Origin of the sequence: Bacillus sp. B1(2022) (genome assembly GCF_040259625.1) — a bacterium.
In the GTDB taxonomy this organism is placed as follows: Bacteria; Bacillota; Bacilli; order Bacillales; family Bacillaceae; genus Bacillus; species Bacillus velezensis.
On the sequence record NZ_JANIFO010000002.1, the window covers coordinates 350,410 to 373,972 of the forward strand.

23 protein-coding genes and 2 pseudogenes are annotated in these 23,563 nt (G+C 43.8%); 3 read left to right on the forward strand and 22 right to left on the reverse strand.

Annotated features, from left to right (window positions below; all coding sequences use genetic code 11):
- Nucleotides 1-137: 137 nt before the first annotated feature.
- A pseudogene (locus NQS30_RS05475) lies at nucleotides 138-757 on the reverse strand (isocitrate/isopropylmalate family dehydrogenase); the annotation flags it as partial.
- Between the two features lie 87 nt (nucleotides 758-844).
- Between NQS30_RS05475 and NQS30_RS05480 the strand changes: the two are divergent.
- Complete coding sequence (locus NQS30_RS05480; RefSeq protein WP_041482021.1) at nucleotides 845-1,024, forward strand: hypothetical protein; 180 nt, start codon at nucleotides 845-847, stop codon at nucleotides 1,022-1,024.
- A 1-nt stretch (nucleotide 1,025) separates the two neighbouring features.
- Here NQS30_RS05480 and NQS30_RS05485 read toward each other — a convergent pair whose 3' ends face one another.
- The 8 genes and pseudogenes from NQS30_RS05485 to NQS30_RS05520 all read right to left on the reverse strand — a co-directional run bounded on the left by NQS30_RS05485 (nucleotide 1,026) and on the right by NQS30_RS05520 (nucleotide 6,347).
- Entirely contained in the window at nucleotides 1,026-1,559 is a 534-nt protein-coding gene (locus NQS30_RS05485) for an ATP-binding protein (protein ID WP_015240259.1), read from the reverse strand.
- A 164-nt stretch (nucleotides 1,560-1,723) separates the two neighbouring features.
- A complete protein-coding gene (locus NQS30_RS05490; protein ID WP_015240260.1) occupies nucleotides 1,724-1,942 on the reverse strand; it encodes a hypothetical protein in 219 nt (72 codons plus the stop codon).
- A 99-nt stretch (nucleotides 1,943-2,041) separates the two neighbouring features.
- A pseudogene (locus tag NQS30_RS05495) lies at nucleotides 2,042-2,681 on the reverse strand (MFS transporter); the annotation flags it as partial.
- 126 nt (nucleotides 2,682-2,807) lie between these two features.
- A complete protein-coding gene (satA, locus tag NQS30_RS05500) occupies nucleotides 2,808-3,317 on the reverse strand; it encodes a streptothricin N-acetyltransferase SatA (RefSeq protein WP_038456475.1) in 510 nt (169 codons plus the stop codon).
- A 157-nt stretch (nucleotides 3,318-3,474) separates the two neighbouring features.
- A complete protein-coding gene (locus tag NQS30_RS05505; RefSeq protein ID WP_218791300.1) occupies nucleotides 3,475-3,975 on the reverse strand; it encodes a DinB family protein in 501 nt (166 codons plus the stop codon).
- 217 nt (nucleotides 3,976-4,192) lie between these two features.
- Entirely contained in the window at nucleotides 4,193-4,546 is a 354-nt protein-coding gene (locus NQS30_RS05510) for a DUF2651 family protein (protein ID WP_306430570.1), read from the reverse strand.
- A gap of 152 nt (nucleotides 4,547-4,698) precedes the next feature.
- On the reverse strand, nucleotides 4,699-5,502 hold the full coding sequence (locus NQS30_RS05515) for an HAD-IIB family hydrolase (RefSeq protein WP_218791301.1): 804 nt from the start codon (nucleotides 5,500-5,502) through the stop codon (nucleotides 4,699-4,701).
- Between the two features lie 32 nt (nucleotides 5,503-5,534).
- Entirely contained in the window at nucleotides 5,535-6,347 is an 813-nt protein-coding gene (locus NQS30_RS05520; protein ID WP_100001556.1) for a Cof-type HAD-IIB family hydrolase, read from the reverse strand.
- A 236-nt stretch (nucleotides 6,348-6,583) separates the two neighbouring features.
- On the opposite strand from NQS30_RS05520, the gene NQS30_RS05525 reads away from it, so the two are divergent.
- Nucleotides 6,584-7,309, forward strand: coding sequence for a MurR/RpiR family transcriptional regulator (locus NQS30_RS05525; protein WP_025285032.1), 726 nt, complete (start codon nucleotides 6,584-6,586; stop codon nucleotides 7,307-7,309).
- 84 nt (nucleotides 7,310-7,393) lie between these two features.
- On the opposite strand, the gene manA is transcribed toward NQS30_RS05525, so the two are convergent.
- The 6 genes from manA to NQS30_RS05555 form a co-directional block, all read right to left on the reverse strand.
- On the reverse strand, nucleotides 7,394-8,341 hold the full coding sequence (gene manA / locus NQS30_RS05530) for a mannose-6-phosphate isomerase, class I (RefSeq protein ID WP_015240265.1): 948 nt from the start codon (nucleotides 8,339-8,341) through the stop codon (nucleotides 7,394-7,396).
- Between the two features lie 14 nt (nucleotides 8,342-8,355).
- Nucleotides 8,356-10,314 (reverse strand): fructose-specific PTS transporter subunit EIIC, encoded by a 1,959-nt coding sequence (locus NQS30_RS05535; protein ID WP_218791302.1) that lies wholly within the window; start codon nucleotides 10,312-10,314, stop codon nucleotides 8,356-8,358.
- A gap of 152 nt (nucleotides 10,315-10,466) precedes the next feature.
- Complete coding sequence (gene manR / locus NQS30_RS05540; protein WP_167340765.1) at nucleotides 10,467-12,419, reverse strand: mannose transport/utilization transcriptional regulator ManR; 1,953 nt, start codon at nucleotides 12,417-12,419, stop codon at nucleotides 10,467-10,469.
- Nucleotides 12,420-12,648: 229 nt separating this feature from the next.
- Nucleotides 12,649-13,566: an MBL fold metallo-hydrolase gene (locus NQS30_RS05545; RefSeq protein WP_163113671.1), complete on the reverse strand. Its 918-nt coding sequence runs from the start codon at nucleotides 13,564-13,566 to the stop codon at nucleotides 12,649-12,651.
- 44 nt (nucleotides 13,567-13,610) lie between these two features.
- Nucleotides 13,611-14,093, reverse strand: a complete 483-nt coding sequence (ybaK, locus tag NQS30_RS05550) for a Cys-tRNA(Pro) deacylase (protein WP_012118054.1) — start codon at nucleotides 14,091-14,093, stop codon at nucleotides 13,611-13,613.
- Nucleotides 14,094-14,160: 67 nt separating this feature from the next.
- Complete coding sequence (locus tag NQS30_RS05555; RefSeq protein WP_015240269.1) at nucleotides 14,161-15,045, reverse strand: LysR family transcriptional regulator; 885 nt, start codon at nucleotides 15,043-15,045, stop codon at nucleotides 14,161-14,163.
- Between the two features lie 124 nt (nucleotides 15,046-15,169).
- Here NQS30_RS05555 and NQS30_RS05560 point away from each other — a divergent pair, with 124 nt between their 5' ends.
- A complete protein-coding gene (locus NQS30_RS05560) occupies nucleotides 15,170-16,378 on the forward strand; it encodes an MFS transporter (protein ID WP_072589398.1) in 1,209 nt (402 codons plus the stop codon).
- 149 nt (nucleotides 16,379-16,527) lie between these two features.
- Here the strand turns inward: NQS30_RS05560 and NQS30_RS05565 are convergent, their stop codons facing one another.
- The 7 genes from NQS30_RS05565 to NQS30_RS05595 form a co-directional block, all read right to left on the reverse strand.
- Nucleotides 16,528-19,689 carry a bifunctional cytochrome P450/NADPH--P450 reductase gene (locus NQS30_RS05565; RefSeq protein ID WP_218791303.1) on the reverse strand — a complete coding sequence of 1,054 codons (3,162 nt, stop codon included), beginning with the start codon at nucleotides 19,687-19,689 and terminating at the stop codon, nucleotides 16,528-16,530.
- 27 nt (nucleotides 19,690-19,716) lie between these two features.
- On the reverse strand, nucleotides 19,717-20,283 hold the full coding sequence (locus NQS30_RS05570) for a TetR/AcrR family transcriptional regulator (protein WP_014418456.1): 567 nt from the start codon (nucleotides 20,281-20,283) through the stop codon (nucleotides 19,717-19,719).
- A 209-nt stretch (nucleotides 20,284-20,492) separates the two neighbouring features.
- Nucleotides 20,493-21,032 carry a class I SAM-dependent methyltransferase gene (locus NQS30_RS05575; protein ID WP_007408228.1) on the reverse strand — a complete coding sequence of 180 codons (540 nt, stop codon included), beginning with the start codon at nucleotides 21,030-21,032 and terminating at the stop codon, nucleotides 20,493-20,495.
- A gap of 172 nt (nucleotides 21,033-21,204) precedes the next feature.
- A complete protein-coding gene (locus NQS30_RS05580; RefSeq protein WP_021494367.1) occupies nucleotides 21,205-21,360 on the reverse strand; it encodes a hypothetical protein in 156 nt (51 codons plus the stop codon).
- Between the two features lie 172 nt (nucleotides 21,361-21,532).
- Nucleotides 21,533-21,673 (reverse strand): YrzI family small protein, encoded by a 141-nt coding sequence (locus NQS30_RS05585; RefSeq protein WP_003152787.1) that lies wholly within the window; start codon nucleotides 21,671-21,673, stop codon nucleotides 21,533-21,535.
- 389 nt (nucleotides 21,674-22,062) lie between these two features.
- Nucleotides 22,063-22,863, reverse strand: coding sequence for a formate/nitrite transporter family protein (locus NQS30_RS05590; RefSeq protein ID WP_007408225.1), 801 nt, complete (start codon nucleotides 22,861-22,863; stop codon nucleotides 22,063-22,065).
- Between the two features lie 266 nt (nucleotides 22,864-23,129).
- A complete protein-coding gene (locus NQS30_RS05595) occupies nucleotides 23,130-23,498 on the reverse strand; it encodes a Na-translocating system protein MpsC family protein (RefSeq protein ID WP_007408224.1) in 369 nt (122 codons plus the stop codon).
- Between the last annotated feature and the right edge of the window lie 65 nt (nucleotides 23,499-23,563).

Genomic DNA, 23,563 nt, shown 5'->3' on the forward strand with positions numbered 1-23,563 from the left:
ACCCGATCTGCAGCATTATTGATGCCACTAATCTACGAATTGAGTTTTTTAATGAGCAGAGCTGTTCTTACTGAAAATCTAAATTGAGGTGTCCTATTGCGTTTTGATGATCTGCTTCTCACCTCTTATTTTCCGCCTTAACGTCCGATCCTTTCTGCAATTGCTTCTGCAAAGTCGGACGTTGATGATTGACCGCTAAGATCCCCCATTTTGATTCCTGCCTTCACGGTTTCCCGAAGTGAGTTTTCTATTAATTCCGCTGCTTCTTTCAGCTTTTTATCACGATACTGTGTACTGAGCCATTCAAACAACATAGCAGTTGAAAGTATAATACCGATAGGATTCGCAATATTTTCCCTGCAATGTCAGGTGCCGAACCTTGAGCAGCCTGGGCCATTGCCTGCTTTCCCATTTGTATTAATTGACAGTGCAAGCCCCAAGCTGCCGACGAACTAAATGTACCGTCATTGCATCGATATGATAATCATCCACTTCAGTGTTCCGCCACTTCTCGGCACGTATTCAAAAAGAGTCCCGAGCCATGTAACCTTCTTACGGCGTTCCATCGCACTTTGAAAGGCTGCATGCGCAATACGTGTAATCGCCTTTTTAGTGAAAACTCCAGTCAATACAGCCACTTTCGGGGTTACCTGCCATACATATTTCGGCCAGCGTAAAAGCCTTCCGTATTTTCACGGTAAATGACCAAATTAGCTTTCCCTGCAATACTTTTCATTCCAGGTATTGTCTTTGCCGGCGGCAATGGCTTTTCACTCAATCGTAACCAGCTTAAACGCTGGCTGGACAGGTTTCAGGGTGTATCTATTCATTGGAGTTCCGTCTCTTGCAACTTAACCAAAAACTTCCTCACGAAGAACAAATCACTTTTCTATTGTGGGATACTGCCGAAAATAAATCACTTCACAACAGAGAAACTGAAAGCGGTATAAAAAACAGCTCCGTTATAATGCCATTACCGGAACTGTCTTTGAATTTTGGTTTTTCAGTTATCTCCATCCGTTAGTTTAATTAGAATTCAGATAATCCAAGACACGATCAACTCTTTCATTTACTGAGTAATCTCCTTCAATTTTTAGCAATGGACAAGATAAATCCGCCATCCAATGTTCGTGTAAAGCTTTGCTTCTAACTTCCATTCCAGCATTATCATATAAAGAAGCCCACTCTAAAAATGTTTTTGATTGTTCATATTTACTGCCGCCGGCTAACACTTCGTTTCCATAACGCTGAAATTCCCTATGCCTTAATCTCTCAAGCCGTATATCTTGCGGAATCCATAAGAAGATGACAAGGTCAAAGTAACTTTTTAGATCATCGCCCCAGCCGCACACTGCGCCAGAAAGAATCCATTTCTCATTTATTGTCAAGTCTTTTTCAAGCAACTTTCTTCTTTCAGGAATTTCTCTTTTCTTAGTGAATTTATCTGTCCAATAGTAATCATCAGTATCAAGATGCGTATGAGGCAAATGCTTTGATAATGCAACACCCAATGTTGAAGTTCCGACTCCGGAGGCTCCCAGTATGTGAATATTATTCATAGTTCCCTCTCCTTATAAAGCAACGAAACTCCCTGTCCGCTGCCCAAGGTTCTTACTATTATTTTAACATAAATCCCCAAAAACCTTTACTTTTCCAGGGAAATCCAAATGCGTGTTAAAACCATACTGCTTACGAACATCATGGTCATTTTTAAACAGAATGATTAACTTTCTCTCCGGCCTATTTTAATATCCTCATACACTTTCTCAAAAGTCTCGATTGGCAGTGAAAACTTGGTTGTTTTCTCGTTACGATAATTGATCACGATCTCAATTTGATTATTTTTTTGTTCAAACTCAATAAGTGCATTCTCCCATTTATCTCTGATTGAAATGATACAATTTCCATTTTTCTTTTCCTTTTTCTTATAAATGTAATTCACTTTAACTCCCCTTTCATTGATCGACAAAAGGTTTCGGGAATAAGGAAGCTCCTCAAAAAAAGGATCAAAACTTTTATCAAGTTTGATCCTTTTCCCTTTTTAGTCATTTCTTCGCGAACGTTTATAGATATTCATGGTTACCAGCCAGCTCATAACGATGATTCCTGCAAAAAGAATGAGCATATTACTGTACAAATAAGCGGAATGATCAGCGTTAACAGGCAGCAAGCCTTTGATCCAGCAAGCGGGTCGATAATAAACCGCCTGCAATCGAAATACCCGTTCCCTCTGATAAAAAGCTCGTAAAATTAAGCAGACTCATTCCGGCGCCGGCTTCCTTTTGTTTCAAACTGCCAGATACCATTGTAGATATAACCGTTTTTGTGAAGGAGAGCCCCCCAAAAATAAAAACGATGATAACGGTCATGAGCCAAGGTGTCGCATCTATGAAAAAGGCAGCGATTAAAAAACTGGAAGACATCAATGCAATCCCAATGGTCAGCACATATAAAGAACCTTTCCGATCAACAAGCCATCCTCCAATGTAACCGAAGATGATGACGCTCATTGTCCCGGGGAACATAATCCCGCTTCCAATTGCCGCAGTACTTAAATGGTAAACATCTTTCATCATATAAGGAACCATAGACACAAATCCTGCAGCAGTGCCGAATATCAGGCCTCCGCAAAGGACGCCCATCATAAACAAGACATTTTTCCCCAGTGCAGGGTCAACAAAGGATTTTGCACTTCATCCATAACTCCCCCTGCATTGATTGATATACCTTATTATAAATCCTCAAGCCGATGTTTTGAATACTTCGCGACACACACCCGCTAAATGACGAAACATCTAAAATTTACATTACCAAAAAACCGCAATTTCATTTGCTGTTGAAAAATTGGAATAAAGCATTGTATCGACCGCTCCTATGACAAAGTTATTTTTGGCATAAAAATGACAAGCTGAAACATTAATATCTTGTGTTTCAAGCATAAGACCGCATAAATGATTCTCCTTTGCCCACTCAATCGCTTTATGTAATAAAGCCGTCCCGACACCATTTTTTCTATAATCTTCTGCAACGGCAATGTCTTCAATCAGTGCGTATCCATTCCAATTAGAACGAAGCTTGCTCCGGCCGACACAGTCGTTCTCTGCGTAATAAAAAAAGACAACTTTATCCTCTTCTTCAATATAACTGACATCAATGTCTTCATCGTCATATTTTTTGACATAAGGCTCAGCAAATTTCTCCTCTGTATATGTCCAAACATTGCCCTCAAATGAAGGGATGATTCTCCCTGAAACAACGAAAGGTTCGTTTGGTTTATTGAAGTCTTTCATATTGAATCGCGTCATTTTAGTTATCACCATAATCACCTTTCTGTATTTATTGACCTTAATTTACATCTTTTGAACTGTTGATTCGTCTGCATGTCATGGATACCGGTTTAATAACTCTAAAAAACAAAAAAGATACCAACATCGATTGGTATCATCTATTCATTCGAGCCCTTACAACAATATCCTATTTCGGAGCTTCCAAACCGAATTTAATCCATTCCTCTTTTGCCGGACCGTAAATACCCGGAACAGGTAAACCTGCTTGTCTCATAAGGACAGTCATTTGTCCTCGATGATGGTTTTGATGTTGAATTAAAAACATCAAAAGTGAACCATTTGGCAATTGCTGACCAATAAAGTTGACACATTCTTGAAGTGTATCGTCAGTCCATTGCGTTTTTAACGCCTGTACAAATGCTTTACTGGCTTGATGATAACTCTCAGCAATAAACCGCGCCGATGCAGGAACAGGATAATCTTCAGCCGGAGCGTGAAACGTTAAATCTGTGTTTGAGGTAATGATGTGAATGGCAGCGACAGTATGCCATGCAATACGGCCTAAAGTCCAATGTTGTGAAGTGATTTCTTGTTTAAGTGATTCATCAGTCAGATGATTCAGCAGTTTTTGTGTCGCATCGGCTTCGAATTCCCAAGATTTCAAAAAATGGTCTAAGGTTTGAAACATAAAAATCCTCCTTATCCTTTTTTGTTTTTCTATGTATCTACAGTTCAATTATAGTGCTCCGTTTAGTTAAAAAAGAACAAAACGATAGACAGACATTTTTAACAGAAAGCCCGATCTGACAACAACAGACAAAATATAAGAACATAACGGATAACTCTATACTTCTTTTTCTTCAATCGACAAAAAAAGGATAGCTGTTCAAACAGGATTCTTCTGTCTAATATTTTCTCTTTGCGAAAGTCCATATCGTCTTAGTGATTGAACCGGAGACAAAACAGCTCCCCGTCATCATAGCCACCCAAATGAAAAATGTCGGTTCGGCACCTATTACAATAAACATGAATATCAAGGACAAAATGAAGACAATAACAACCATCATCCATACTTTTTTAAAGATGAAATACCCTAATATCCCTAACAGAAAAGAAGCTGTCGGAAGAAAAATAAGAATGATATACGCGGGGCTCAACAGCGGGCTAATACAAACACCTCCCAATTTCAAAACGAGGCAGTTCCTGCTTTTTGTCTGATATGAAGTGATTTTTTTCATCTTGATATTACACCGCTTCATTCATTTTATACATATTATACCAATACAATCGAGTCAAATATAGATATTTATTCATTTTTAACGTATTTTAGAAAAATCAGGAGTGAATTAAAGTCTGAGGATAGCCCGCTTTTTCTATCCCTAGTAAGTCATGCCGCATTGATTTTAGCCCATCATTGTTTTTGCAGCGCTAATATTCTCATAATCGTGTGCATGACGCTGCTTTCCTCATTTGATTTGATGACAAAGTGCGCCGCATCTTTTATTTCGTCAATGGCATTCTTAACCGCAAAGCTGTAGGATGCCGCTTCCATCAATTCTTTGTCATTGCGGCCGTTTCCGAACGCCATTGTTTCATCAGCCGAAACCCCTAATAATCGCTGCAGTTCTTGTACTGTTGTTCCTTTATGTATTCCGATATTTGATATGTCCATCCAGGTATCCTCTGATGCTACGATATATAATTGGTGAAAAAATTCATGCAGCTTTTCTCTCGTTTCCGGACAGTTGGCGTCGGGATCATGAACCGTAATCTTGATAAAATCGTCTTTTATCTCAGTAAAATCAGTTATTTTCGTTACATGTGCATAAGAGGCATTTACATATTTCATTTCACTTTCAGACAGATTTTCTTTTACGATCGCGCCATTTTTTGTGCACGCGATAATGCTATGCCCGCAGCTGATTTTTTCTAAAGCGCCTATAATTGACAGTCCCGCTACATTGCTGATCAAAGATTCATATACGAATTTGCCGTTCTTTTTTATACGTGTGGCACTGTCTCCTAAAATCCAAAAATCGTTCGCGTCTTCTCCGAATAAGGCTTCCACCCTTTCACACTGCTTCCCGGTGCAGAGGGCGAAAGCGACATGCTGTTCCTCCATTACTCGTTTTGTCTTTTCAAATAACGTTCTGTCAAAATCGCCTTGATTATTTAAAAATGTACCGTCTAAATCCGTAATCACTAATTTAATCATCGTTCAGCACCTCCGCAGTTAAAACGTCTTTTTCAGACAAAGGGTTTTTCACATTTGAGGATGGAATCAATCGCATTTAAGACCCCTTCTTCATTGTTTGATTGCGTGATATGCGCGGCAGCCTGTTTAATGCTTTCCTGCGCATTATCCATGGCGACCCCGTATTTCACGGCGGACACCATCTCCAGATCATTGCCGCTGTCTCCGAAGGCCGCACACTCTTCATCACCCATCCCCCATTGTTTCTGGAGAAGCTTAATCCCGCTCGCTTTATGAAGCCCCGGTATGATCAGATCTATGTCACCGTGCCCGCTTGATACAGGCGTAACGAAAGACCCGATTGCGTTTTTTAAATAGCTCAGAAGTGCGGAACAATGTTCGGCGGGAAAGCTGATGGAAAATTTCAAAATGTCATCATCGATGTTTTCAAAATGCGGCACCCTTTTTAACACATAATAATACTTACTGGCATGCAGATATTCATCTTCACCGGCATTTTCATGAATATACGCGCTTTTTTTTCCGCAGACAATGACGTTTTTCACCTCATACTGCTCTAAAGCAAGGATCACTGCTTTTATAGTGTCTTCAGACATGTTACCCGCGAATAATTCTTCTCCGGCATTCACGACGAAAGCGCCATTCTCAGCAACGAAAGCGATTTCACTTTTGATTTCCGGAAAGAAGGATGTAAGCTGCGCATATTGGTTTCCGCTTGCTACGGCAAATTTAATCCCCCGCGATTTTAATTCACGATACTGATTCATAAAACGCTCTTTGTTATATGCCATTTCATCATTCAAAAACGTTCCGTCCATATCAACTGCTATCAGTTTGATACTCATATTGTCCTCCTTTTTTCGGCCGCTTTTGTCAGAGACCCTTGAAGAGATCATGCATAAAGCGTATGAACGAATTATATCCGCAGTTGTTTTGCGCCGTAAATCATTGGCTGACGTCTTGTTTTGAATGACACAAAAAGTGATTTGTCACATAAATATAACACTATGTTTCTTTTAAAAATGATATGTTACGATTAGATGTACATTCACCATTCTCATAAAAAGGAGAATCCCCCTGCATGTTCACACACGAAATGATTGCTTCATTTAACGAGCTTGAAACTTCTTTATACAACTACATCTCCCAAAACAGCGAGAAAGTCGTCTATATGCGAATCCGTGAATTGGCAAATGAAACCCATGTATCTACGGCTTCTATTTTACGTTTCTGCAAAAAAATAAACTGTGAAGGGTTTTCGGAGTTTAAGGTGAAGCTGAAAATGTATACGGAGGCAAATAAAAAAACGATTTTAAAGAGTCCCCATCATTCCGTTGCCGAATTTTTTGAAAGAACAGTAAGCGGAGGGATGGAAGAAAAGCTGAAGGAAGCAGCAGCCCTTGCGGCGGATGCAGAAAGCGTTATTTTTATCGGAGTGGGAAGTTCAGGAATTCTCGCCGAATACGGAGCCAGATATTTTTCGTGCTTAGGGAAACTTTCAATGTATATTAAAGATCCTTACTTTCCGGCCCATTCCCATTTCCGCCATAACAGCATCACAATCGCATTATCGGTTTCAGGTGAAGGAGATTCTACGGTGACTCATCTGAATCAGCTGAAACAAGAAGGCAGCCGGGTCATCAGTATTACAAATCATAAACATTCAACCATTGCCAAAATGTCCGATGTGAATATTTCATATTACGTGACGGAAGAATGGGTTGAAAATGCGAATATCACCACCCAAATCCCCGCTATGTACATACTTGAATCAATGGCTCGGGAGATATACAAATTGAGAGAATAAATTCAGGAACGAAAACACTGATACACTGGAGATTTCGCCCTTTTTGTAAAACCCTTCTCTGATGCCAGAGAAGGGTTTTGAGGATCACAGATGAGACACAATACAATTTGCATGGCCTGCCAGTTTATATTCTCCCAAACCGGAAGGCAGGAGAATATGATCTCCTTTTCTAAAGGGATATTCATGCCCGCCTGCAATCATTATTCCGTCTCCTTCGATCACGCTGACAAGAAGGAAGGGATGATGCTGGAATAGATTTGCTTCACCTTTTACAACCCACTTTTCGACTGAAAAATAAGGACATTCTATTAAAACAGCTGCCAGCAAATCATCTGTTTGTTTATATTGAACGGTCGGCCGTTCACGGACAGATGGAACGTCTATCACTTCTATACTTTTTTTCAAATGGAGCTCGCGCATCCTGCCGTCCGCATCTTTTCTTCCGTAGTCATACAATCTGTAAGTCGTATCTGAATTTTGCTGCGTCTCTAAAATAAGTGTGCCCTTTCCAATCGCGTGTACGGTGCCGCTTGGGACAAAGAAGAAATCTCCCGGCATTACCTTAACTCTGTTCAGGAGCCCGTCCCATTCTCCCCGCTCAATCATGGACATCAGTTCTTCTTTTGTTGTTGCGTTGTGGCCGAAAATGATCTCCGCATCTTTTTCACAATCAATGATATACCAGCATTCGGTTTTTCCAAGTTCCCCGTTTTCATGCATTTTGGCAAAGTCATCATTCGGATGCACCTGAACGGACAGGTCTTGGTCCGCGTCCAAAATTTTTGTAAGAAGAGGAAAACGGTCTCCTTCAAGGTTTCCGAATAAATCTCTGTGATGCTCCCACAATTCACCGAGCGTACATCCTTTATACATGCCGTTTCGAACTGTGCTCTGTCCATTTTGATGAGCGGCGAAGGCCCAGCACTCCCCTGTCCGCTCGGACGGAATATTATAGTGAAAATCACGCAGGGCAGCGCCTCCCCAAATTCTTTCTTTGAAAACCGGATTGAAAAATATTGGTTCAGTAGACATGATCATCCCCCGCTTTATTCGATTTCTTCCAGAAGCTCATACGCCTCTTCTTTTGTCTGAACGGAGAGCAGCCTTTCCCGATAGCTGTCATCCATCAGTTTTCGGGATAACATCTGCAATATTTTCAGATGCTGATTTCCGCCGCTTTCCTTCGGTACGGCAATCATAAAAATCAGTTTTGCATCAGAACCATCAAGGCTGTTCCAGTCAACACCCGAACGTCTTATTCCGAATGCGACACCCGGCGTTTTGACGGCTTCAGACTTTCCGTGCGGAATGGCGATATTCATACCTATCGCCGTGGTTCCCTGCTGTTCCCGGCTCAAAATGGCCTGCTTAAATCCGCTGTCAGACAGCAGCATACCTTTACGGGACATTTTCGCGATCATTTCATCGATAATGTCATCCCTCGTTTCGCCGGATAAATGCGGTTCAATCAAGTCCGTACTGATAATGTCAGTCAGTTTTTTGATTTCGGTCATCCCGGCTTTTCGGCTGTCAGCCTGAGATGGTTCCTTTGTTTCTTTTGCCGCTGCAGCTTCATTTGGTGCGTCAGACGGCAGCACCTCGCCGGGCGCGGGGGATTTCGCCATATCTTTCTTCAGTACATTAACCAACAGAGCGGTGACAAGAGAGCCTGCTGTTACAGCGATAAAAAACATCAGTACATGATCTACTGCTCCAAGTACAGCAACGATGGGGCCGCCGTGTGCCACTCTGTCCCCCACATGGCCGATCATCGCTATCACCGATCCGGTCATAGAACCCGCCATAATACTCGGGATCACACGAAGGGGGTCTTGGGCCGCAAATGGAATGGCTCCTTCCGTGATACCGAAAAGGCCCATCGTAAATGATGCTTTTCCCATTTCTTTTTCTGCGGCGGCGAATTTTCTTTTTCCTAAAAACGTTGCAATCCCAAGCCCTATCGGCGGTATACAAATGGAAACGGCAATCGGGCCCATGATTTCATAATTTCCTTCTCCGATCATTGCCGATCCGAAAAGAAAGGCCACCTTGTTTACGGGTCCTCCCATATCAAAGGAGATCATCGCTCCTAAAATCAATGCCAGAAGAATTGAACTCGAACCTTTCATTCCCGCAAGCCAAACCGTTAATGATGCGAAAATATGAGCGACGGGGGCGCCGATCAGAAATACAAACGCCAAACCGACGATCAGTGAGGCAAACACCGGAATAATAATGATCGGCATAATCGGCTGTATTGCTTTAGGAACTTTACATTTTTTGATTCCAAGCGCCGCATATCCCGCCAAAAATCCCGCAATGATTCCTCCAAGAAATCCTGCGCCGCTTGCACTGTCGTAAAAGCTGCCGGATGCCGCAATATATCCGCCGATCATTCCGGGGACAAGACCCGGCTTATCAGCGATGCTGAACGCGATGTACCCGGCTAAAATCGGGATCATGAATGAAAAAGAAGCACTGCCGATCTGTTCAATCGTTTTCCAAAAAGACTCGTCCGGAATGACTAACCCCTTTGGTGTTTTTTCTCCTCCAAGCGTCAATGCAACCGCTATCAATAATCCGCCGACGACAATGAAAGGAACCATAAAAGAAACGCCGTTCATTAAATGACGGTAAATCGGGTTTTGTTTTTTGCCCTGCTGACTTGCGGATTCAGCTTTTGAAGCAGATTGATAGACCGGCACTTCACCGCTAAGCGCTTTTTGAATTAATTCTTCCGGTTTGCGGATGCCTTCCTGAACCCCGACGGCCAGCAGCTTTTTTCCCGCGAATCGGTCTTTGTTCACCGAGCGGTCCGCCGCGATAATGATTGCGTCTGCTTCCCGGATTTCCTCTTCGGTCAGCCTATTTTCCACCCCGATTCCGCCCTGGGTTTCCACTTTGATCTCAACGCCTAATCTGCCGGCTGCTTTTTGTAAATTTTCAGCAGCCATATACGTATGGGCAATGCCGTTCGGGCATGATGTAATCGCTAACAGTTTCATATAAATCCTCCTTTGCAGTCTGAATTTCAAGATCTTGTCTCAACTTTATACTGAAATCAGCCTGTGATAAGCGCGTTTTTTTACCATAAGTTCCGGAAATAACGGCATTTTTCCCTATAAACAGAAAAAAAGCAGGGAGCCATTCCCTGCTTTTAATAGTTTAAATACGATAAAAACGTCATCACATTTTTTTCTTCCGTCAGTTTTTGAATAAATGCCGGCTGCTCGCTAAGATAGGAAAGCTCACTGAATAATTGCTTTACCTTGTTTTGATCTTCGTGTTTGACTGCAAGCATAAAAACGAGCGACACCTTTTCTGTCCCCCATTCAATCGGCTCTTTTAAGGTGGCGATTGCAATGGCTGATTGTTTGATATATTTAGAGTTCGCGTGAGGGATGGCAATACCCGCCCCGATATTTGTCGCCGACATTTTTTCTCTCATTACTGCATGAATGCCATACTCTTTTTCTACATAGCCTTTTTCATACAAAGCCTGCGCCAGCTTTTCAATGACCTGATAACGGTGCTCTGTCTCTTGCTGTAAAAAAACGAGAAACGGAGTCGTGTCGTTCAGCATTTTAAACGTTTTTTGCTCCCGGCGATGTGATATATCAAGCTGTTGCAGAAATGCGCTGAGCTTCTTTTCATCAGCAGACTCCAAAAGCGGTGATACGACAATATGAGGGATCGTTACATTTCCAAGCCCTATCGTAGAAATGACGAAATCTATATCTTTATGCTTTTTGATATACTCTGTCAGCTCCGCTTTTGCGATACAGTCTTTTACCGTAATGTGATGAAATTTGCGTTCAATTTTAGTCCGCAGCAATTGTGACATGCCAATGCCCATATGGCAGACGATGATCGTCCTTTTAGGGTTATGACTGCTTCGGCGCAGCCGTTCGATCGCTGCCTGAAAATGCAGCGTCAAATAGGCCGCCTCTTCTTCAGGAATACAGAGATCAAATGTTTGATTGATGTCTTCTAAAACGTCAATGATAAGATGAAACAAATAAGGGTACATTTTTTTGATGTCGTGAAGCATGGGGTTTGAAACAGAGAGATCATAGCTCAGCCGCTTCAACACCGGATCGAGATGAATGTTCAATCCGTTGATCAGTTCCTGGTCTTTATGAAAATCCAGCATTTGCAGTTCTGAAACACGATTGATCAAATGCCTGACGACTTTGGAAAGCTCAGAATCTTCAAGATCAAGCTTCTTTTCTTGCTGCGATGGATAGCGGACTTTCCCGCCTATTATATGTAAAGTTAAATAGACGGCTTCTTCCTCAGGAAACCGGATGGCAAATACCGGCTCAAGCCGTTTTAAACAAGCCAGTGTCCATTCATATTCTTTCTTCTTTTTTACCGCGTCCAGCTGTCTTGCAGAAATGGTGACCGGCTGTTTCATTTTGATACGGCGGATAGTCAGCAATGTATGCAGCAGCAAACTTTCGAATGTTTCATCCGTAAAATAGATAGAATGGTTTTTTTGTAATAACTTGATTTCTTTTCTCACAAAGTCCGCTTCATAACTTAAAAACTTACTTTTTATAAATTGGCTTGTAAATTCCGCATTATCAATCAAATCTGAAATTTGCGCCAATGCTTTTCTTTTGTTTTTTTCGTCCCCTTCAATCTTTAAGCCAAGCCGCTGTTTAGAAACCAGTATGAGATCAAATCGCTTCAGCCACTCCTCAACCGCACTTACATCCTTTTTAATGGAAGCTCTGTTTACAAAATGCTGTGCGGCAATTTCTTTTGCGGAAACGGGCTTTGAATTCATTAATAAATCATAAGCGATGTGAAGTATTCTTTCTTCATCGGTCTTGTGCCCGCACGTAAAGTGCTCATTATAAATTTGCCGGCTTAACCGTGACCTTTCCTGTTCAGATATATGTAAATAGACGCCTAATCCCGGTTTGCGGATCAGCTGAGCTTGAGCATGTTCATTCAGGAAATCTTCAATCGTTTTCAAATCATTCCTGATCGTTTTTTCAGAACAGCGGACCCTGTCTGCGAAATCTTGCACAACTAAGTAGTCATCAGGTTCAGATAACAACAGATACAAAATCTTTTTCTGCCTTGAATTCATGTATTTCATCTGTTTTTCTATCCTTCCTGTCCGTTTCTGCTGGAGCAATTGTGATAGGTTAAATATACTGCGCATACGAAACCGTTTTCATTTTATAGTGAAACAAAAGAGTAAAAAGTTTTGTTTTTTACCGCAGGTTCCGGAAAAATCATGTTATATACAGAGACAATTCACCTTTGATTGACGTCAAAACACCAACCGTTTTTAAACGATTGGTGTCGGCAGCGAAAACCTGCTGTTACAGCCAAAATGTTTCGCCAAGCGCTAATGCTTTCAGGTTTTCAGGAGGTAATGCAAGCCGATCCCACTCGCCGTGCAGTCTGCTTAATGCTTCCGGGCCTGTATCATCAGCAAGCCGGAATGCCCCGTAATGCATGGGAATGAAGCTGTCAGCCTTCAGCTCCAAAAACGCTTTTACGGCGTCTTCCGGATTGATATGTGACACTTGCATAAACCATTCCGGTTCGTATGCTCCGATCGGCATCAGCGCCGCATTAATACGAAACCTCTCTCCGATTTCTTTAAAGCCTTCAAAATAGCCTGTATCTCCTGCAAAATAGATGGACTCGCCGTTTTTGCTTTCTATGACCCAGCCTCCCCAATGAGAGGTATCGGTATCCCAAAGCGTTCTCCGTGTCCAGTGCTGGGCCGGAACAAATGATATGTTCACCCCCCGCATCTCAAAACGATCCCACCAATTCATTTCATGAACGTTTTTGCGGCCTTTTTTGTTGAACAGCTTTTTCAATCCCGCAGGCACGTAAAAATCCGGGTTTCCTCTCAGTTTTTTTATACTCGGAAAATCAAGATGATCATAATGCCCGTGTGAAATGAGCACGGCATCAATGTCAGGCAGTTCGCTCAATTCATATCCCGGCTCTGTCAGCCGTTTTTGAAAACCCATCCGCCGCGCCCATACAGGGTCGGTCATTATGTTAAGCCCCTGTATTTGGATCAGAAATGAAGAATGGCCGATCCAAGTTATGGCGGTTTCCGTCCGATTGACGGCAACATCACGGACATCCCTTGTGACCGCTTTCGGAATGTTCTCGCTTAAGTCTTTACTTTTTTCTCTTCGTTCTTTCATCCATTTCCACATGTCCCTGAATCCATGTTCATTCTTCACGCCATTCAAGTTTTCATATCTTTTTTTCATTATCATTCTCCCTTGACACGTGTTCTATTAGATTCATCGGACATTTATACAATGTCTGTAAATACCGCCCCGCTTGCTTCGGCTAAATCTTGAGGCGCTGCTTTCAGCTGCATTCCGATTTTCCCCGCACTGACAATCATAAACTCCAGTGTTTCAGCGGATCTATCAATAAAAGTCGGAAACCTTTTTTTCATGCCGATCGGAGAGCAGCCGCCGCGCATATAGCCGGTTACTCCCAAAAGGTCCTTCATGGCAATCATTTCTATTTTCTTCTCACCTGCCGCCTTCGCAGCTTTTTTCAGATTCAGTTCTTTTGCAACGGGAACGACAAAGACGTAATAACGATCAGTACCTGCAGATGCCACTAAGGTTTTATAAACATATTCGGCAGCGTATCCGATTTTTTGTGAAACGGAAAGACCGTCTGCGGGCTGTCCCCCTTCTGTTTTGTAACCTAATAGCTCATAGGGAATGTTTTGCTGCTCAATGATACGGACAGCATTTGTTTTCACTGTTTTTTTCGCCATGGTTTTCCTCCGTTTTCTGTATTTCTTTCTGCTTTATTTTCAACTTCGATTTTAATAAAATGACCGCTCAGTTGCGTGCTTTGTAATACTCAAGTGCAAACTGTTTAAAACGCTCAGCAGCGGGAGAAAGAGCATGGTTTTTCAGCTGGGCTAGCGCTATGGTGCGTTCGCATTGGTAATCTGCAACCGGTAGAAAAACGACCGGAAAGTATGAATGCTCCGCGGTTTTCGGCAGCACTGCAGCCCCCAGACCCGCGGCGGTCAGCCCTAATATGGTTGACACTTCCTCTCCTTCAAATGCGAGATGCGGGTGTATATTCAAATCCCGGCACATCAGATCAAACATATACCTCAGCCCGTATCCCGGTTTAAAACCCACAAAATCCTCGTCCTGCATCTCTTTCATTTGAATGCTTTTATTTCCTGCAAGCGGGTGGTTCTCAGGTAGCACCGCATAAAGAGGCTCTTTCTCCAGCACTGTCCATTGTAAAAGCTCGCTGGGAAGCGGCGGGGAGCTGAGACAGATATCCGCATCTCCCGTTTCCACCATTTTGCGAAGCGTTTCATTTGCGCCTTGATAAAGCCGGAAGGTCACGTTTGGGTATAGCTTTTTAAATTCGGCAATCAGCTGAGGCATTAAGCGCAGCCCGAGCGTATGAAGAAAAGATACAGATATTTCGCCGTGCTCCAGGCTCATATTCTTTTTCACTTGTTCAACGCCTTCATTTAAAGCTCGTCTCGCTTGTTTTGCTTTTATTAAGAACTGCTCTCCGTGCCTTGTCAGCCGGACGGCTTTTGTCTCTCTGTAAAATAACGGCGCGCCTAATTCTTCTTCGAGCCTGATAATCGATCGGCTTAATGCCGGCTGAGAAATCATTCTTTCTTTTGCCGCATTTGTGAAATGCTGATGAGCTGCCGCCGCAATGAAGTTGTCAATTTGATGAAGCTCCATTTTCTCCTTCTCCCCTTTCTTCATAACCTACACGCATTAATTCTATAGTTATTATAAATTAGACACATTGAAATGAAAAGCGTACGATACATATATAACCAACAGTGAGAAAAGAGGGACATTCATGACGTTTATTCAGCCTCATACAAAGGCTTACAGAAAGGCCAGCTTGGCTCTGTTTATCAGCGGCTTTGTGACCTTTGCCACGCTTTACACGACACAGCCGCTTCTGCCTTTGTTTTCGGAAGAGTTTCATATTTCCGCTGCGGCTGCCAGCTTAACTTTATCCATCTCAACAGCCGTTTTGGCATTTTCATTATTGGCCGCCGCTTCGTTGTCTGACGGATTCGGCAGAAAAAAATTAATGGTGCTGTCGTTAACAGCTACTTCTGTTTTAGGTCTATTAACAGCGTTCAGTCCGGCTTTTCCCGCGCTTTTGGCGATGAGGGCGCTGCTCGGTATTTTCCTGGCAGGCGTTCCGGCTGTCGCTATGACATATGTAGGCGAGGAGTTTGATCCGAAGGGCCTCGGGAAAATGATGGGCTTGTATATCAGCGGCACAAGCATCGGGGGAATGAGCGGCAGGCTGTTAACGGGGCTTCTGACCGATGTATTCGGCTGGCGGCCGGCGCTTGCCATCATCGGCATTCTTTCTATTGTATTAAGCTATTTGTTTTGGCGTTTTCTTCCGGCTCCGCGCCATTCATCTGAGCGGCATGCGGGCGTAAAAGCGGCATGTAAGGAATACGGAGCGGTCCTGCACCGCAAACGGCTGCTTTTGTTAATATCTCTGGGATTTATATTAATGGGGAGTTTTGTGACATTATATAATTATATCGGCTTTCATTTAATGGCGGCTCCTTATCATTTGTCGCAGACTGTGATCGGTTTTATTTTTATTGTCTATCTCGCGGGAACGTTCAGCTCGGTCTATATGGGGAAAAAAGCAGATCTTTTCGGAAGCGCGAAAATGATTAAGATTGCGATTTTTGTTATGCTTGCCGGCGCAGCGGTGACACTTTTGCCCCAGCTTGCGCTTAAAATCGCGGGGATTGCCGTCTTTACCTTCGGCTTTTTCGGTGCGCATTCGATCGCAAGCGCCTGGGTCGGCCGCGCAGCCGGTGATCATCGTGCGCAAGCCTCTTCATTATATCTGCTTGCATACTATATCGGTTCAAGCGTGGCAGGGTCTTGCGGCGGTTTCTTTTGGACGCATTTTCATTGGATCGGTATCATTTCATTTATTTCGGTTTTGCTATTGCTGTCTTATCCGGTTTTATTTCTGGCGGAATTCAGAAAAAAGGGACATAGCCGCCTGCATGTAAATCAATAAAAACATTAAAGATTTGTGTCTTTTGGCCGATACTAAAGATAAGGCCGGCACGATACTCCCTATAACTATTCCTTTTGATTCAGTAGATTTCAAATATCGTGCCGGCTTTCTTCAATTAAAAAACATTCTTCAGTTGTCTCACTCTTCTGTTACATACCTGCCCAAACATCTTTCGCATATCTTCCTTCCGCCTGCAGCTGTTCAAGCCACTCCAAGGAAACTTTTGAATCGGTGTTATGCCCCTTTTCATACGCCTGAAGCAGTACATTTTCGACAGCCGGAGCCATTTTGCTTCCGTCACCGCATATATAGAGATGGCCGCCTTGGTCAAGAAGGGCAATAATTTGTGCAGCCTCGCGAAGCAGGACATCCTGTACGTAAACTTTACAGTCCTGATCTAATCTGGAATACGCCCGATGCACGGTGACAAGGCCGTTTTTCTCCGCATGGTCGAATTCATCTTTGTACAGATCGTCTTCTTCAGGATGCCGGCAGCCGAAGTATAAATGAGCTTCACCCAGGCTGTTACCGGACATTTTTTCGGCAGCCCGCGCCTGGATAAATCCCCTGAACGGCGCAATTCCTGTGCCTGCTCCGACCATAATGAGAGGCGCTTTCGGATTTTCAGGCAATGCGAAACCCGACTGCGGCGAGCGGATGAAACAGACGGCGGAATCGCCTTTTTGTAATCCGGCTAAATAGTTCGAAGCCACGCCCCGGTATTCCCCACGGCCGCTCCATGCCGGAGCCGTCACAACGCCGACCGTGATACTGAGCTCCCCGCTGGTTGCCTTCGGTGAGCTTGAGATTGAATAATAGCGCGCCTTTAAGGACGGCAGAAGTTCTAAAAAGCGCTCAAACGGCAGTTCACATGCAGGATAATCTTCCAGCAGGTCCAGCATAGTCATTCGTTTTTTCAGCACGTTTTCTTTATATGCCGCATCATCAGAATAAAGATGCTCCAATTCTTTTTGGTGCGGCGGGCACACGGTATGTGCGGCAAGTTCGCGAAGCTGGGCTCTCGTTGCCGGCTCCTGCAGCTCTACATAGGACGCCAAAAGCTCCGGCGCATTAACCGGCCGGTCCATCGGCAGATGAGGCAGCTGCCGGCCCTTGATCTTAAAGTGCTGGTTCGGATCAAGACCGAATCGGCGAATGACACGGCTGATCAGTTCCCCGCTGTTTTGCGGAAGCACCCCGAGATGATCTCCTTCCTGATACGTTTCTGTTTCGGGGAGACGCAGCTCAATATGCCGGACTGAGCGCTTGCTGCTTTCGGTATGAAGCTCTTTGTTCGTGATGACCTCCGCCTCAAATGCTTTGTACGTTTTGGCAATCGGCGTCTCGGCTGCTTCACTTACGTATTCGATTGATAACTGTGATTTGTTTGTCTGTTTTGGAGCGGCCTCTATATGAAAAGCCTTCATGATGTCCTTCCAGAATGAGTCTTCCCAGGCTTCCTGACTGTACTCAAAATCATCGGCATTGTCGCCCTCCCCGATAGAGGTCAGCCGTTTTGCCCCTTTTTCTTCAAGCACTTTGTCTATCAGGCGGGGGATCCTTTGGTAAGTGGCGGCCCAGTTGCGGTCTCCGCAGCCGAAGACGGCGTAAGAAACACCCTTTAATTCCTGATCTTCAAGGGTTTCCATCCATTTCACAAAACCCGCCGCATTATCAGGCGGCGCCCCGTTATAAGAAGCCGTAACAATAACGACCGCGCCTTTTACTGGCAGTTTCCCGGCATAATCATCGAGCGGGCCGGTTTCAGTTGAAAATCCTTTGCTCCTTCCGATATCAGCCAGCTCTTCCGCGATTCCTTCCGCAGTTCCTAAATTTGATCCGTAAAGAATGAGAAGCGGCGTTCCGTGGGACGGGATTTCTTTCGTTTCTTCTTTGTGACCGCTTCCTTCAGCTTTATGGTTTTGTACGGGCTGATGATTGGACACGTCCTTGTTTTTCACACGGATTTTAAAATCACCGGGCTTAATGGTTAGAGCTTCTTTAATCGTAAGCTCATAATCAGTATGATCAATCAGTTCAAAATGTTTCAGGACAAGGCCGAGCACCATTGTCGCTTCCTGCAGGGCAAACTGCATCCCGATGCATGCGCGCTGTCCGTTTCCGAACGGCTTATACGCATCAGCCGGAATTGCCGCGGGATCACTGAACCTTTCCGGACGGAATAACTCGGCATCTTCTCCCCACGCGCTTTTATCCCGGTGCAGCTGAGGAGTCAGAATCGTCACCGGCTGTCCCTTCGCAATCGGATATTTCCCGCCGAGAACCGTATCTTCCTTCGCGTACAGAGAAAATGCCGGGGCAGTCGGATACAGCCGCAAAGTCTCATTTAACACCATGCGGATATATGTCAGCTGCTGAATCTGCTTATATTCAAGGGTCTCTCCCGTCAGCACCCGCTCGGCTTCCTGAACGGCTTTTTTCAATTTATCTTTATTTTTCAGCAGGCAGTATATCGCAAAAGAAAGCAGCCCGCTAGTGGTTTCATGCCCAGCGATCAAAAAGGTAATGATTTGATAACGGATATTTTCATCATCCAGCCTTTCCCCTGTTACAGGGTCTTTCGCTTCAAGCATCAATGCTAAAAGGTCAGACAGATTCTCATCCGGATTTTCCCTCCGCTCAGCGATGATCCGGTCTACAAGCGAATTCATCTCTTCAATATCCTGCTGGAACTGATGTCTCGTTTTGATCATCAGCTTGTCCTGCAGGCTGTGTCTTTGTGATTGGCGCATTGCCTCCTGCAGCGCACGAAGCATACTTGTGATAAAAGGATGCTGTGTGTCGCGGTAAAAGCTGTTAAAGCGGTAATGAAATCCGCACAGGCCGATTGTATCCAGCGTCAGGCGCGTCATATCTTCGGCAACGTCAATTTCTTCATTCGGATTTAATCTGCTCCACTTCTGCACGAGCTGCATGGCAATATCCAGCATCATTGAATGATAGCCTTTCATCGCCTTCTGGCTGAAGCTCGGCAATAAAATCCGATGCGCTTTCTGCCAATTCTTTTCGTGAGTCCAGCTCGTAAATAGTCCGTCACCGCCAAACTCACGGACCTTCAGCAAAGCTTTGCTGAGATTTTTGTCAAATCGCTTTTCATCACAGACTTCTGCCGCGAGCTCGCGGCCTGAGACGAAGACCCCGACAGAGCTCGGAAATTCAAAACGAAAGATCGGGCCGTATTCTTCTGCAATTTTCCAAAGCGATTGTGACAGTTTTTCTTTTTCCAAGTGAGGGAGATTTTTCAGAGGCCCGTATGTTTTCGGCTGCGGTATAGCGCTTAGCTGTTTCATATCGATCTTCCTTCCTTCGGCGAATAATTAATGAGTTCTGATGGCATCCCAAGAACATTGCTCCAATTCTTTCAGAAACGGTTTTGTTATTTCGACGCTTCCCGTCCGGACAAGCTGATAGAGTTTGAGATATGCCCCGAGCAGCAGCGCCATCAGCACATTGGACGGCAGATTGCGGAGCACGCCTTCAGACTTGCCGCGCTGAAAAAAGACGTCAAGCATCTGTGTTATTTCATCAAGAAGCTTACGGCTCGTTTCATTCAGAAAGTAGGCGTCCTTATTCGTTTCAAGAAAAAACAATGCATACTCACTTTCCTTCGTAAAATCAATCAGACAATAAAACAGGTGATGAAACCCTTCTCTTACAGATATCCCCTGAAAGTCCGTTTTGACTTTTTTCATAAAACGCTGCGCACTTTCCTGATACAGTACGTTCACAAGTGTCTCTTTACTGTCAAAGTAACGGTAAATTGTGCCGGTTCCGACATCGGCCTGAGCGGCAATCATCGGAATCGTCGTGGCGTCAAATCCTCTATCTGTAAACAAAGTAAGCGACGCTTTCATAATGAGTTCAACCTTATTTGAAGCTGTCATTTCATCCCCCTTTCTAAATACGGAATGAATATTCATTCCGTTTGTTCAAAATATTTAAAATGTACGGTCATCTGATTACCATTGTATAAGAAAAAAACTTTTTTTAATATAAAATATATGTGAAATAACCAAAAATAAGGAAATATGCCCAATTCCACAAAAAGAGCTGCAGTGACTTAAGCAGCTCTTTTTATTTCCCAAGAAATATTCTATTTAATGGCAGTAATAAAATGGAATGAATCTCTGCTGACAACTGAAATGTCTCTGAAATGCTGATCATAGAGCACCTCAATCACATCCTTTTCACTCATCCGCGAAGGTTTCAAAACCATATAGAAACACCCGTCAATTTGAAGAACGCGGTACACTTCTTTACATGCCGTCCGGTAATCGCTGACTGTTTCAGCAGTATGTAACGAGAAGACTTTATGAAAACTGCGGTCGCGGAACGGTATGCTTTCCGGTCTCCCCTGCTGAATGTTTCCGAGCCCGGCTTTTATAACCGAACGGTTTGCGCGCTGTGTTTTCCGTATTTTACGTTTCGATGTTTCTATGCTTTTAAGACTGCCCTTTTCAAGCTGTCCGATGATTTGTTTAAACATTGAGCCGTTTCCGGTCCCGATTTCCAAAATGCGGTCGTATTCCTGTATGTCCATCAAGATTTGCTGAATGACTGACTCTGCCGGTTCTGATGCAGCAAAGTATTTCGCGCGCATTCGTTTTAATGCTGAAGATGTGTGTTGCAACATTGTATAACACCCGCTTTTCCATTCCTGTGATTTATTATTCAGAAATAATATTACCTCGTATTAGTATGAGGTACTAACTAGACGCACTTCTCTTCATGAACGTTTCGATTTATTTGAAATTTATATTTGTTTTCATAAAAAAAAGACGGAAAACGTAGGTTTTCCGCCTGCTCTAGTACCAATAATACGGTGCTATATATCTTGTCTGCCGGGAAAGCACCGCCATTCTCTGCCGGCGATACGGGTTGCCGTAGCCGTGCTTAAATGAATGGGGCATTGACGCATACCCGTGCCCGATGGATGGAATTCTGTTCTGACCGCCTTGCATGCTATCACCCGCTTACCAGTTTTTCTTTCTTTACCATGGTATGCAGGCCGTCTGCGACGTGACAGCAACATCCTCGCTAAACCTGGTCCTTCTCCATTGTGTAATGATTCAGCAGTTCAATTCTGAACATGATAATCTCCTCCTTCTCCTCCGTTTTGGCCCTTCGTGTCCGTTAGTTCATATAAAAGTGTTTCAGCTGGCGTTCTTTCGCTTCATTATAAAACTCTTCGACCTGCTGTTCTCGTTCATACTCTTCCGCACTTTTAAAACGCTTTGAAATGGTCAGTGTTAAAAAGAAAAGATTAATGGTCATTATCGCTCACCCCCTTTCAATATCCGCACAAGCGAAAATAACCCGCAGCAAAGTTCATATGCGCTGCGGGCAGACTAAATCCGCAGACAAAAGAAGACGGTGCTTCTTTCCCTGCGGGGAGCTGCGAATGTCCTGATACTCCGAAATTAACGTGCTTGACGGGCAGAGGTTAAGGAAGGACACGAACTCTTCCACAGGCTGAATCGGTTCAATTGTAGATTTTGATTGCCGTTTAACGTCGTCATGTGATTCAACCTCCCTTTGCTTTTTTCTTACTTTGTAAGTATATCCATCGGCTTCCATTTTGTAAACATTTTTTTCAAGATTTGGACGGAAAATGTGCTGGCATTCCGCTTCAATTGTCCGTGTTTTCCGGCATCTTTCTTACCTCAGGAAACTCTTTTCATCCCTTGCTTTTTCTGATCTTTTTTTGAATATGCAATAAAATAAATAAGACCGACAAACACTGCCCCGCCGATGACATTCCCGATAAAGGCCGGAATGAGATTGCCAATCAGATCACCCCACGAAAAAGAGCCTGCAAATATCGCAGCCGGGATGATAAACATATTGGCTACAACGTGCTGAAAACCAATTGCGACAAACGCCATAATCGGAAACCATATACCCGCGATTTTTCCGGCTCCGTCTTCTGCACCGAAAGAAAGCCAGACGGCCAAACAGACAAGCCAGTTACAGCCGATCGCCGAAACAATGACTTTTCCAAACGGCATATCCAATTTGCCTTGTGCGACCGCAATCGTTTTTTCCAAGTAAGGTCCTGTTTCGGTTAATCCGACAACATGTCCGAAAAAGTAAGCGACAAACAGTGCGCCGACAAGATTCATCAACGTCACGATCACCCAATTTTTCACTAATGCACCGGCGGATATTCTTCTGGAAAACAGCGCCATGGATACCGACATCATATTTCCCGTAATCAGCTCCGCGCCGGCAAGAACGACGAGCACCAATCCGATGGGAAACACGGACGCCCCGATTAAACTCGACAGGCTTCCCCATTCTTTCGGAAGGTCGCCGATGACACGGATATCAAGCAAATAACCGAGTGCGATAAACGCTCCTCCCAAAAATCCTAATACAATCAGTGCTGAAAGCGGTGAATGCACCTTTTTTACCCCTGATTCGACCGCAAGCTCCGCTATTTCGTCCGGTTTACGAAAAGCCATAATAACCCCTCCATTTATCATTTCAGCCCGCAGTTTCCAAAGACGCCTAACAAAAAAGGCAGCATTCAATTAACCCGTCTGAAAAAACGGGGTTTGAATGCTGCCTAACTTGTATGCATACCCATACAACAATATCAAGCAGAATGAAAATATGCGGTATAGATTATGTACAGATCATGCACACATTCCATAAAAAATCGTCCTTAGGCCACTGCTGGCAGTTCATATCATATCAAATGTGACAATTTCGTGTCAATTGAATATTGTCAGCTTTTGATTTCTTCTTTATGCTCTTCAATTGAGCGGTCAAAGACAAACACCGATACAGCAATATTTTCCTCTATTTTAATATCTGAAAACAGATGCACAAGCTTTGCTCCGATGAGCTCTTCCATTCCGTCAGGCGTTTGTTTTGAATACAGCTCCTGAATTAAGCTGGTCCGCGCCGCATGAACCATTTCTCTTCCTTCAGGCGTGCGTGCGATAAACTGCTCACTTGCGCTTAGATTGCCGTAAAGCGTAGATACCGCCATGTTATCCACAAAAACGGTGTGAATTCGTTCAGGCCCCTTTCCAAATAATTCTTTGCGCAATTTCCGGATAATATCGTTAAATTCATGAATTTTTTTAGACATATTGTCCCCTCCGATTTTAGCCTATGAAAGACATTCCCGGTTCCCCTTTGTGACATTTCACCTGG